The sequence below is a fragment of the Pseudomonas sp. FA117 genome (assembly GCF_057370475.1).
In genome coordinates, this window is the sequence record NZ_CM170675.1 from 4,962,123 (window position 1) to 4,974,111 (window position 11,989).

An 11,989-nucleotide genomic window follows, 5' to 3' on the forward strand; every position below is an offset into this window, starting at 1 on the left:
ATCAGGTACGCTCCGTCTTGCTCAGCCACATGTCACGCATCGAGCCGTCCTTGATCTGCATCGGGTAGACGTGCTCGGTCCGGTCGACCGCGATGTCGATGAACACCAGGCGGTCCTTCATCGCAAAGGCCTCTTCCAGTTTCGGCTTGAGGTCTTTGAGGCTGGTGATGCGGATGCCCACATGGCCATAGGCCTCGGCCAGCTTGATGAAGTCAGGCAGCGACTCGACGTAGGAGTGCGAGTGACGACCGTTGTAGGACATGTCCTGCCATTGGCGAACCATGCCCAGCACCCCGTTGTTCAGGTTGACGATCTTCACCGGCAGGCCGTACTGCATGCAGGTGGACAGCTCCTGGATGTTCATCTGGATGCTGCCTTCGCCAGTGACACAGGCCACGTCCTGGTCCGGGAAGTTGAGCTTGACGCCCATGGCTGCAGGGAAACCGAAGCCCATGGTGCCCAGGCCGCCGGAGTTGATCCAGCGATTGGGTTTGTTGAAGCGGTAGTACTGCGCCGCGAACATCTGGTGCTGGCCCACGTCCGAGGTAACGAAGGCATCGCCATTGGTCACTTCGCACAGGGTCTCGATCACATGCTGTGGCTTGATCACGCTGCCGTCGCCCTTGTCGTAAGGGAACAGGCCACGATCACCGCGCCATTCGTCGATCTGCTTCCACCAGGCATCGAGCGCTGCCTTTTCAGGCTTCTCGCCGATTTCCTTGAGGATGGTCAGCATCTCGCTGAGCACGCTCTCGACCGGCCCCACGATGGGCACGTCGGCCTTGATCATCTTCGAGATCGACGCAGGGTCGATGTCGATGTGGATGATCTTGGCGTTCGGGCAGAACTTGGCCGGGCCGTTGACCACGCGGTCGTCGAAGCGCGCGCCGACCGCAAGGATCACGTCGGCATTGTGCATCGCCAGGTTGGCGGTGTAGCTGCCGTGCATGCCGAGCATGCCGAGGAACTGGCGGTCGGTACCCGGGAAGCCGCCCAACCCCATCAGGGTGTTGGTGACCGGCAGGTTCAGGGACTTGGCGATTTCGGTCAGGGCTTCGGAGCCGCCACCGAGAATCACGCCACCGCCGGAGTAGACGATCGGACGCTTGGCGGCCAGGAGCATCTCGGCGGCCTTGCGGATCTGGCCGGAGTGACCACGGACCGCAGGGCTGTAGGAGCGCAGCTTGACCTTTTTCGGGTAGACGTATTCGAACTTCTCGGCCGGGTTGGTCATGTCTTTTGGAATGTCGACCACGACCGGACCTGGACGACCGGATTGCGCCAGGTAGAACGCTTTTTTCAGAACTTCCGGGATCTCGGTCGGGTTCTTGATCATGAAGCTGTGCTTCACGATCGGCCGGGAGATCCCGATCATGTCGGTTTCCTGGAAGGCATCGGTGCCGACCATGGTGCTGGGCACCTGGCCAGACAGGATGACCATCGGGATGGAATCCATGTAGGCGGTGGCGATACCGGTAATGGCGTTGGTCGCACCGGGACCGGAGGTCACCAGGACCACACCGGCCTTGCCGGTGGCACGGGCATAACCGTCTGCCATGTGGGTGGCAGCCTGCTCGTGACGAACCAGGATGTGCTGGACTTCCGGTTCCTTGAACAGGGCATCGTAAACATGAAGGAGAGCACCACCAGGGTACCCGTAGATGTGCTTAACGCCTTCGTCACGCAAGAAGCGGACGACCATCTCAGCGCCAGATAAAAGCTCCACGTTGTTCACCTCTAAAACGCCAGAATACCGCCCCATCCGGGCGGGTCTTAATAGGTTTACTGCCAAGCAGAGCATGAGCGAACGTCAGCACTGACTGAGCAAGTATTGGGAGCACCCCTGAGTGTTGCGGGGCTTTCCCACCCAGCGCGAGGTAACGCGTTGCGGGGTGTAGCGAGTCGGCGCGGGTGTGCGCCTCATGATCTGCCTAGCGGGTCTGCTTCTGGCAGTCCCCCTACAGCGGAAACTGGATTCTTCTGATTCGCCGCGCTCAAGTCAAGAAAAATTATTGCCAATTTTTCCCCGAGATGAATTCCTGCCACCACGAAAAAGGATGCCAGCAGCAGGAAAGCAAAGATTTCCATAAAAAAGGGCCACAATCTGCGGCCCTTGAAGGAAAAAGAGAAGAAATCAGGCGGAAGGCGCGATCAATTGATCGAATGCTGCCAGCAGGCGCCGCAGTTCGCGGCTTTCTTCCGGACGATCGGTGAATACCGTTTCAGCCATCACCAGAATTCCCGAGGCATTGGGCAGGGGATGCCCGTGTTCGAGAATCACTTTCATTCTCGGCAGGAAAATCCACTGCAGCCACTGCTCGAACGACAGCGTATCGACCGCGAATGGCACTGTACTGGCCAGCGCTTCGGCGGCCGGAGCGGCCTGGTCCCACCAGCCGCGGACCTGAAGCTCGCGCTCGATCAGCAGCAGGTGGTCGGCGATATCGAGGATGCGCTGTTCCATCACGAAGCGGTCCGCGCCTTCTGCCGTGCTAGGGCGGCACCGGCACTGTCACCCTGTTTTTCGCGAGCCTGGGCGATGATGTTCCACAGTTCGGCTTGCAGGTCGGGGCGTCCGTTGGCATACGTCAATGCACGACGCGCCAGCTGCTCGGACTGCGCGGCATCGCCCTGCGACAGGCGCACCTGAGCCAGGCGGAACAGCACCTGCGGCTCACGCGGGGCGATACGCTGGGCACGCTCCAGGCTCGAGGCGGCGCCGTTGAAGTCACCGCTGCCCTGCTGCTGCTGGGCTGTGGTGAGCAAGGCCAGCACCGGCCCGTCCAGTTGCTCGTCGGCCGAAAGCCCGCCGCCGCTGTTGCGCGGAATGCCGGTCGGCGCGCGGCTGGCAGCCGTCGGGGCGCTGTTCATCGAAGCGATGTCGAACGGTTCGTCACCCGCCGGGTTGGGGTTGGTGGTGATCGGGCCGCTGCTGACCGGACCGGGGGTGATCGGGCCGGTGCTCAGCGGCGCCGAGCCGGTCTGCGCCGGGAAGGTCTGGATCGGCGATGCCCCCGCTCCCTGGGGAATCATCACGGTGACACCGGAGTCTTCAGGCAGGGACTGGGCCTGGGACGTACCGCTGCCGCCGGACGAGACCGGCGCGCCACGGTTGGCCGAGACGCGCTCGCTGTTCGAGACCCGGGTACTCGAATCGACCACCGGAATGGCGCCACGCGGGACGCTGGCGCAGCCGTGCAACACGGCCAGCGCGGTCAAGGCAGGAAACCACCACTTGTTCACTTCACACCCTCTTCAATACAGGCCGCTCAATTCATCCAGCCCTTGACCCAGTCCATGACCGACTCGGCCGGATTCTGCTCGCCGCCGCAGGTCGTGCCCGCCGGCGGTTCGCTCCCGCGAATATACGGCATCTGCACCGCTCCCGGACAGCTGCCGTCGGAGCCCTGGCCGCTGTGTGGATCTATCCAGGCCTTGACCACGTTGTCCGGCTGCGGCATGTCCAGCGGCAGCGGATCGGCCTTGCGCATGAAGCTGGTCCACACCTGCAACGCACCGGTAGCGCCGGTGAACGGCGTCTTGCCGTTGTCGTCGCGGCCCAGCCAGACCACCGCCAGCAGATCCTGGCTGAAGCCCGAGAACCAGCTGTCGCGCGAATCGTTGCTGGTACCGGTCTTGCCCGCCAGGGTCAGGTTGTTCGGCAGCACGTTGTACACCGAACGGCCGGTGCCCTCGCGCATCACCCGCTGCATGGCGTTCTGCACCAGGTAGATGGCACCCGGGTCGAAGGTCTGCTGGATCTGGAACGGATAGCGCTTGAGCGGCTCGCCCTCGGCGGTCAGCACGCTGCGAATGCCGCGCATCGGCGTGTTGAAGCCGCCGTTGGCGATAGTCTGGTACATGGTCGCGACCTGCATCGGCGACATGCCGCCCGCCCCCAACAGCATCGACGGGAACGCCGGCCAGTCGACCTGCACGCCGAGCCGACCGATGGTCTTGATCACGTTGGGCACGCCGACTTCCAGGCCGAGCTTGGCGGTGGACAGGTTGTAGGAGTTGGCCAGGCCCTGGTACAGGTAGATGGTGCCATGCGGGCGGCGATCGTAGTTCTGCGGACGCCAGACCTGGCCGTCGGCGCCCTTGACCGAGAACGGCTCGTCCTGGACCCAGCTGGTCAGGGTGTACTGGCTCGGTTTCTCCAGCGCGGTCAGGTACACCGCCGGCTTGACCAGCGAGCCGATCGGGCGCACCGCATCGATGGCACGGTTGAAACCGGCGAAGCCCGACTGACGGCTGCCGATCAGCGCCTGCACTTCACCGGTTTCCGGATTGGTGACGACCATCGCCGACTCGACCTCGTCCGCGCCCTTGCGACCGGCGAGGCGCTTGAAGGTCTCGCTCATTGCGGTTTCGGCCTTCATCTGCAGGATCGGATCGAAACTGGTGAAGATCCGCAGGCCTTCTTCGGTCAAGTCTTCGTCGCGGTAGTCCTGGCGCAGCTGGCGCTTGACCAGGTCGAGGAAGGCCGGGAAGGAACTGTCGGCCAGACTGCCGCGCTTGGTCACGCCCAGGGGCATCTTCTTCGCCGCGTCGACCACTTCCTGGCTGGCCACACCCTGCTCGGCGAGCAGGTCGAGCACCAGGTTGCGGCGCTGCAGGGCACGCTCGGGGTAACGGCGCGGGTTGTAGTAGGACGGCCCCTTGACCATACCCACCAGCAAGGCGATCTGGTGCAGCTTCAGCTCCGACAGCGGCTGGCTGAAGAAGAACTGGCTGGCCAGGCCAAAGCCGTGCACGGCGCGCTGGCCATCCTGGCCGACGAATACCTCGTTGAGGTAGGCCTCGAGGATTTCGCGCTTGTCGTAGTGCATTTCCAGCAGCACAGCCATCATCGCTTCGGTCAGCTTGCGGCTGAGGCTGCGCTCGTTGGTCAGGAAGAAGTTCTTCACCAACTGCTGGGTCAGGGTACTGCCGCCCTGGCGCATGGCGCCGGACGAGGTGTTGACCCACACCGCGCGCGCGATCGACTTGGGCGAAACGCCGAAGTGGCTGTAGAAATCGCGGTCTTCGGTGGCGATCAGGGTTTCCAGCAGGTACGGCGGCACCTGATCGATATTGATCAGGATGCGATCCTCGAGATTCTTCGGATAGATGCCGCCGATCATCAGCGGCTCCAGACGTACCACATCGAGCTTGCCGCCGTTGGCGCCCGACAGCCCGGCAACGTAGTCGCCGGAGAAGCGCACACGCACGAACTGCGCAGGCTCCATGCCCTCGTAGAACTGGAAGCCGCGGGTGTTGAGGTCGACGGTACCGCCATTGACCGACGCCTCGCCGGGGCCGTTGGCCGCGGTCTCACGGCGATAGCCGAGGGCATCGAGTTCGGTGAGGAAATCGTCCTTGCTCAGTTTCTGGCCGGTGAACAGCTCCAGCGGCCGCGCATAGACCTTGGCCGGGATGGTCCACCGCTTGCCGGAGAACTTCTCCTGGACGACGGCATCGAGATAGACCGCAAAGCCTGCGATCACCACCAGACCGACCAGGCTGAGCTTGAGCGCCCAGCCCAGCCAGGCGCGGGAGCGGCTGGGCGGACGTTTCTTGGGGGTTCGGGAATTTCGGGTACGAGTCATGGCGGCGGATTATACGCACTTTGCAAAGGCTGGGGACGCCCTCTGGCGGTAGGCAGGGACGGCTCCATTGACCATAATGTCGCCTTCGAATTCCCTGACCCCGGAAGGATCTCCGTGAGCCAAGCCCTGATCAGCGCGCTGCAGAACCCCGCCCTCTACCCTCACGCCGTAGAAGGCTTCCAGCTCATCGAGACGCACATCTCCTGGGTACTGCTTACCGGCGAATACGCCTACAAGATAAAGAAGCCGATGAACTTCGGTTTCCTCGACTTCACCGGACTGGATCAGCGCCAGCATTTCTGTAACGAAGAATTGCGCCTGAACCAGCGCCTGACCGAAGGCCTGTACCTGGGAGTGCTGCCGATCACCGGCAGCGCCGAAGCGCCACAGCTCGGCGGCGACGGTACGCCGATCGAATACGCCCTGAAGATGCGCCAGTTCCCCCAGGACCAGATGCTCAGCACCCTGCAGGCCAACGGTGAACTGAACGCCGGGCACATCGACCAGATGGCCCGGCAGATCGCCGAGTTCCACCTGCAGGCGCCCAAGGTAGCGGTCGACCACCCGCTGGGCACGCCGGATGCGGTAATGGCACCGGTGGAGCAGAATTTCGAGCAGATCCGCCCGTTCCTCACCGACAAGGCCGACCTGCAACAACTCGACGCCCTGCAAGCCTGGGCCCGCAGCAGCTTCGAGCGCCTGCACGGCCTGCTCGAAGCGCGCAAGGCCAACGGTTTCATCCGCGAGTGCCACGGCGACATCCACCTGGGCAACGCCACCCTGATCGACGGCAAGGTGGTGATTTTCGACTGCATCGAATTCAACGAGCCGTTCCGCCTGACCGACGTGTATGCCGACACCGCCTTCCTGGCCATGGACCTGGAAGACCGCGGCCTGAAGTGCCTGGCCCGCCGTTTCATCAGCCAGTACCTGGAGCTGACCGGCGACTACCAAGGCCTGGAACTGCTGAACTTCTACAAGGCCTACCGCGCCCTGGTACGCGCCAAGGTCGCGCTGTTCAGCCTGTCGCCCGATGCCGACGGCGTACAGCGCGCCACCACCCTGCGCACCTACCGCAACTACGCCAACCTGGCCGAGAGCTACAGCGCCATCCCTTCGCGCCTGCTGGCCATCACCCACGGCGTGTCTGCCGTGGGCAAGAGCCATGTGGCAATGCGCCTGGTCGAATCGCTGGGCGCGATCCGCGTGCGCTCGGATGTCGAGCGCAAGCGCCTGTTCGGCGAGCAGCCGTCGCAGAGTTCCGGGCAATTGCAGGCAGGCATCTATGACCAGGATGCAAGCGCGGCCACCTACCAGCGCCTGAACGAGCTGGCGGCGACCATCCTGCAGGCCGGTTTCCCGGTCGTGCTCGACGCCACCTACCTCAAGCGCGAACAGCGCAAGGCGGCGTCCGAGATTGCCAACCGAACCGGCGTGCCGTTCCTGATCCTCGACTGCCAGGCGCCCGAGGCCGTCATCATCAGTTGGCTGGAGCAACGCCAGAGCGAAAACGTCGACCCCTCCGATGCCACCCTGGAAGTGGTCAAGGCCCAACAGGCCAGCCGCGACCCACTGGATGAGGAAGAGGCGGCCCACGGCAAGCGCGTCGACACCCATGAAAGCGCCAGCATGGACCAGCTCATCGAGCAGATTCGCCAGCGTCTGCCGGGGCTCTGACCCACAAGGCGTGAAGCAGTCCACAGTTCACGCCGGATCTTCGGCGCCGCCTCAGTGATGGCATTACAATATCATCACAACCCTGAGGAGGCGCCGCCATGAACCAGCCCCGGCAACTGGACAACGCCCTGTACACCTTGGTGCGCGATGAGCAGATCGCCACCTTCAACCGCGAAAAGCCACTCGACGGCCCCATCGATTTCCGCGGTGGCGACTTCCGCGGCCTTGACCTGCGCAACCTCGACGTACGCGGCATCGACTTCACCGACGCCTATTTCCACGCCGCCGACCTGCGTGGCCTGGACCTGCGCGAAACCGGCATGGAAGGCGCCAGCATTTCCCATGCGCAGATCTCCGGCACTTACTTCCCCGGTGATCTCAGTGCCGACGAGATCCTCATGTCGCTGAAATTCGGCACGCGCATGCGTTACCGTCCTCAGGGGTGAAGGCAACCCCCGCCTTCTTCCCTCGCGCCTGAAACCTTGGGACACAGCATCCCGTCGCCACCACATGGCAAAAGGCCGCGTATTCGCCAAGCCCCGCTACACTCCTCTCAAACCCGCTCGCGATTTATTTGAAACCCGTTCGGCCATCGAAAGGAGGCTCGATGAACGATGAGTTGCAGCACCTGAAGAATCTGGGCAAGACCTCCGCGCAGTGGTTGCATGCCGCCGGTATCCACAGTGCCTCTGACCTGCGTCGGCTGGGCGCGGTCGGCGCCTACCAGGCGGTGAAGACACGGGGGTTTCGCGCTTCGAAGGTGTTGTTGTACGCCATCGAGGGGGCATTGCTGGACATGCACTGGAACGACCTGCCGGCCGAACGCAAGCAGGCGCTCAACCAGCAACTGGATGCCAAGACCCCGGCGCAAAAAAAACCGGAATAAGTGAAGAAAGTCTATTGACTCCGAAATGAGAATCGTTATGATTATCACAACTGGTCGCGAGACTGGTTGGATAAACTGAAAGCCCCTGGTTCGGACTCTCAGATTATCTCCTCATCAGGCTAATCACGGTTATTGACCCGGCAATTTGCCGGGTCTTTTTTTGCCTTGCACAAACTGCATGCCACTTCAGGAACGGCCTTGAACCTAACGGCCGCGCAACTGGGCGCAGTAGTCCTGCTCAGGAAGTGCTGCGGTGTACCACACATAGTCTGCCATCTCCGCCTCCACCTTCTGACCCGCTTCGGCCAGCAACAGCACCCGGGTCTGGCCCTTCGCCTGCAGATCGGCCAGGTGCAACGGCACGCCGAGATCGTTGCGCACATGGTAGGCCCCCGCCACCAACAGCGCAGGTTGCGGCGCCGCCAGCAGGCGTTCGGCCATGTGCCGGTCGCGTTGCTGCTGGATCACCAGCATCGCCGGCAACTGGCTTTCCGGCAGCAGCCCGCAATGGCCCTCGCGTACCTGCTCGAGCAGGGCAGCCTTTACCGTCGGTGCATTCGAACGTGTTCCGCTCAACGGCGGCTGTCGACGATAGGCTTCGCGCATGGCCTCGGGGCTCAGGTCGGCGGCCAGCAGAACGCCTGGGCCTTGCAGCGCCTCGCGCACCACCGGCTCATACAGCCGCCAGTCCCAGCCCTGCTGCCAATCGAGTGCGGCAGCCAGGTCGGGCGGCAAGCGGGGCTGGCCCTTTAGCGCCTCGACCAAAGGCTGCTGTGCGGGCTGGAGCATTTCCAGCAATACGCTGCCTTGCGCCCGCCGAGTCTGCAGCGCCTGCAGCAGCCAGCGTTCAAGGGCATGGTGATCGGGGTTGTCGTGCTTTTCACCGACCAGCACCCGCGGCACATCCTGCAAGGTGTCGATCAGCGCCTCGGGCGTCAGCACACGGCCGCTGGCCAGTTCCACCACCTGGCCCAGCGTTGCATCGTCCAAGCCCTGGCTGCTCTGCCAGGCCGGCAGCGCCGGCAAGGCCGGCCGGTGGGTCTGACAGCCGCTCACTGCCACCCACACACCCAGCGCCAGGCCAAACAGCAGGGTATTGCGCATGACATGCTCCCAGAATCAGAACCTAGCGGATGATGATCAACGGATGCCCACGCTCCGGGTGGGCCTGTACCAGCACATCGATACCGAACACTGTCTTCAGCGCCTGCGGCGTCAGTACTTCGGCCGGGGTGCCGAGGGCGTGACTGCGGCCCTGCTCGAGCAACAGCACATGATCACAGTAGCGTGCGGCCAGGTTCAGGTCATGCAGGATCACCAGCACGGCCGCACCGCGATCAGCGAAACTGCGCACCGCTTGCAGGGTGGTGTGCTGGTGCAACGGGTCGAGCGCCGAGGTCGGCTCGTCGAGCAACAAGGTGGCGCCCTCCTCGCCCGGCCACAACTGCGCCAGCACTCGCGCCAGGTGCACGCGCTGACGCTCGCCTCCGGACAATGCCAGATAGCTGCGCGCTACAAGATGCCAGGCATCCGCCGCGCGCAACGCAGCCTCGACGATTTCACCGTCGCGCTGCTGCCCGCTGCCATGGGGCAGGCGGCCCATGCCCACCACCTCTTCGACGCTGAAGGCAAACCCCAGGCTCGATACCTGCGGCAGTACCGCCAGGTGCCGCGCGCGCTCCTGGCCCGACCAGTGCGCCAGCGCCCTGCCCTGCAGCATGACGCGCCCCTGGCTGGGCGCCAGCTCGCCACACAGCGCCGCCAGCAGGCTGCTCTTGCCAGCCCCGTTCGGGCCAAGCACCCCGAGCACCTGCCCGGGCCTGAGATGCAGGTCGATGCCGTGCAGCACTTCAGTGCTGCCACGCTTGAGCGACAGATCCTGGACTTCGAGCATCAGCGCCCCCTTCTGACCAGCAGGAACAGGAAGAACGGCGCACCGATGAAGGCGGTCACGATGCCGATCGGCAGCTCGGCCGGTGCCAGGGTCAGGCGCGCAACCAGGTCGGCGAACAGCAGCAATGCGCCCCCCGCCAGCAACGATGCCGGCAACAGCACCCGATGATCGGGGCCGGCGACCAGCCGCACCAGGTGCGGCACCACCAGGCCGATGAAGCCGATCAGGCCTGCGGCCGCCACCGCCGCGCCAACACCCAGGGCGGTGCAGAACACCAGTTCGCGTTTGAGCCCCTCGACATCGACCCCCAGGTGGCGTGCCTCCGACTCGCCCAGCAGCAGGGCATTGAGCGCCTGCGCCCGACGCGGCAGCCACAGCGTCACGCCCAGGGCCACCAGCAACAACGGCCACAGGCGCTGGTAGCTGGCGCCGTTGAGGCTGCCCAGGTTCCAGAACGTCAGGGTGCGCAAGGTGGCGTCGTCGGCCAGGTAGGTGAACAACCCCACCGCCGAGCCACCCAGGGCGGTCATGGCGATACCGGCCAGCAGCATGGTCGCCACGTCGGTCTGGCCGTCGCGCCGACCGAGGCGATAGACCAGCGCGGTGACCCCGAGCCCGCCGATGAAGGCACAAAACGACAGCAGGTAGGGCGCGAACGCGTCCGGCAGACCGCCCAGCCAGGCACCGCCGACAATCGCCACCGCAGCGCCCAGCGCGGCACCACTGGCAACCCCGACCAGCCCGGGATCGGCCAAAGGGTTGCGAAACAACCCTTGCATGGCCACGCCGGACAGCGCCAGTACCGCACCCACCGCCAGCCCTAGAAGTGTGCGCGGCAGACGGATCTGCCCGAGAATCAATTCAGCCTGCTCCAGCCCGGCGCCATCGACGGGCAGGCCCAGCAAACGCAAGCCGGCACGCAGGATATCGGCCAACGGCAGGCTCACCGGCCCCAGCGCCAGCGACAGCCACACCGCCAGCAGGCACAGGCAGGTCAGGCAGATGAACAGCGTGCGCGGCTGAACCCGCTGCTTCATTGGGCGAGGCTGGCCTTGGCCGCAGGGTAGAAGGCCGCAGCCAGCTCATGCAGGGTGGCGGGCAGGCGCGGGCCGAGGCCACCGACCAGCAAGGTCGGGTCGAGCGACACCAGGCGCTTGTCGCGCACCGCCCGCGAGGCAGCCAGGGCCGGGTTTTCCTTGAGCAGCGCCTGCAACGCCTGCTCGCCGTCCAGCGCACGATCGGAGAACACCACCACGTCCGGGTCCAGCGCCGCCAGGGCCTCGACGGAGAAGTTCTTGTAGCCCTGATGGTCAGCCAGGTTGCGTGCCCCAGCCTCACGCAGCAGCCAGTCGCCTGAGGTGCCCTGCCCGGCGATCAACGGCTTGGCCCCGGCATGACCGACCAGCAGCAGTACCCCCGGAGCCTTCTGCCCGGCCTGTGCCTGCTTGATCTTCGCCTGCAGCGCATCGAGCTGCTGGTGGTAGCCGGTGGTCAGCTCGCTGGCCTTCTGCTGCGCACCGAGCAGCTCGCCCAGCTGTTTCAGGTTCCGGTCCACCGCCGCCAGGCTGGCTTCGCTGGAGAACAATTCGACGCGCACCCCGGCACCGCGCACCTGCGCCAGCACCGGAGGCGGCCCCATCTCCTCGGTGCCGACCAGCACGTCCGGGCGCAGGCTGAGGATGCCCTCGGCCGACAACTGGCGCTGGTAGCCGATGCTGGGCAGCGCCTTGAGCGACTGCGGGTGCTGGCTGGTGGTATCGACACCGACCAGCCGCGCTTCACCGCCCAGCGCGCTGATCCACTCGCTCAGCGCGCCGCCGGCGCTGACCCAGCGCTGCGGCAGATCGGCGGCCAATGCCTGGGTGGAAAGGGCAAGACCGGCGCACAAGGCGATCAGGGCAGCAGGACGGCGCATCATCGGATTCCTTTGCAGAAGGCGGC

11 protein-coding genes are annotated in these 11,989 nt (G+C 64.7%); 3 read left to right on the plus strand and 8 right to left on the minus strand.

Going from position 1 to position 11,989, the window contains the following annotated elements; all coding sequences use genetic code 11:
* Position 1: 1 nt before the first annotated feature.
* The 4 genes from AC1TXO_RS22880 to mrcB all read right to left on the minus strand — a co-directional run bounded on the left by AC1TXO_RS22880 (position 2) and on the right by mrcB (position 5,591).
* Positions 2-1,726 carry an acetolactate synthase 3 large subunit gene (locus AC1TXO_RS22880; protein WP_486403838.1) on the minus strand — a complete coding sequence of 575 codons (1,725 nt, stop codon included), beginning with the start codon at positions 1,724-1,726 and terminating at the stop codon, positions 2-4.
* Between the two features lie 408 nt (positions 1,727-2,134).
* Positions 2,135-2,464, minus strand: coding sequence for a YqcC family protein (locus tag AC1TXO_RS22885; protein ID WP_486403839.1), 330 nt, complete (start codon positions 2,462-2,464; stop codon positions 2,135-2,137).
* A complete protein-coding gene (locus AC1TXO_RS22890) occupies positions 2,464-3,243 on the minus strand; it encodes a tetratricopeptide repeat protein (RefSeq protein ID WP_486403840.1) in 780 nt (259 codons plus the stop codon). The genes AC1TXO_RS22885 and AC1TXO_RS22890 overlap by 1 nt, the downstream gene beginning before the upstream one ends.
* A gap of 26 nt (positions 3,244-3,269) precedes the next feature.
* The gene (gene mrcB / locus AC1TXO_RS22895) at positions 3,270-5,591 is read right to left on the minus strand and encodes a penicillin-binding protein 1B (protein WP_486403841.1); all 2,322 of its coding nucleotides are present in this window, start codon (positions 5,589-5,591) and stop codon (positions 3,270-3,272) included.
* 114 nt (positions 5,592-5,705) lie between these two features.
* Between mrcB and AC1TXO_RS22900 the strand changes: the two genes are divergently transcribed.
* The 3 genes from AC1TXO_RS22900 to AC1TXO_RS22910 all read left to right on the plus strand — a co-directional run bounded on the left by AC1TXO_RS22900 (position 5,706) and on the right by AC1TXO_RS22910 (position 8,154).
* Positions 5,706-7,268, plus strand: a complete 1,563-nt coding sequence (locus tag AC1TXO_RS22900) for a bifunctional aminoglycoside phosphotransferase/ATP-binding protein (protein ID WP_486403842.1) — start codon at positions 5,706-5,708, stop codon at positions 7,266-7,268.
* A gap of 98 nt (positions 7,269-7,366) precedes the next feature.
* Entirely contained in the window at positions 7,367-7,714 is a 348-nt protein-coding gene (locus tag AC1TXO_RS22905) for a pentapeptide repeat-containing protein (protein ID WP_486403843.1), read from the plus strand.
* 161 nt (positions 7,715-7,875) lie between these two features.
* Positions 7,876-8,154 carry a TfoX/Sxy family protein gene (locus tag AC1TXO_RS22910; protein WP_486403844.1) on the plus strand — a complete coding sequence of 93 codons (279 nt, stop codon included), beginning with the start codon at positions 7,876-7,878 and terminating at the stop codon, positions 8,152-8,154.
* A gap of 204 nt (positions 8,155-8,358) precedes the next feature.
* Here the strand turns inward: AC1TXO_RS22910 and AC1TXO_RS22915 are convergent, their stop codons facing one another.
* Genes AC1TXO_RS22915 through AC1TXO_RS22930 form a run of 4 tightly spaced genes read right to left on the minus strand, consistent with a single transcriptional unit; the run spans position 8,359 to position 11,966 of the window.
* Positions 8,359-9,258 carry a ChaN family lipoprotein gene (locus tag AC1TXO_RS22915; protein ID WP_486403845.1) on the minus strand — a complete coding sequence of 300 codons (900 nt, stop codon included), beginning with the start codon at positions 9,256-9,258 and terminating at the stop codon, positions 8,359-8,361.
* Between the two features lie 22 nt (positions 9,259-9,280).
* Entirely contained in the window at positions 9,281-10,048 is a 768-nt protein-coding gene (locus AC1TXO_RS22920) for a heme ABC transporter ATP-binding protein (RefSeq protein WP_486403846.1), read from the minus strand.
* Positions 10,048-11,031: a FecCD family ABC transporter permease gene (locus tag AC1TXO_RS22925; protein WP_486406892.1), complete on the minus strand. Its 984-nt coding sequence runs from the start codon at positions 11,029-11,031 to the stop codon at positions 10,048-10,050. Before AC1TXO_RS22925 ends, AC1TXO_RS22920 begins: the two co-directional genes overlap by 1 nt.
* Before the next feature lie 50 nt (positions 11,032-11,081).
* Positions 11,082-11,966 (minus strand): heme/hemin ABC transporter substrate-binding protein, encoded by an 885-nt coding sequence (locus AC1TXO_RS22930; protein ID WP_486403847.1) that lies wholly within the window; start codon positions 11,964-11,966, stop codon positions 11,082-11,084.
* Positions 11,967-11,989: the final 23 nt, after the last annotated feature.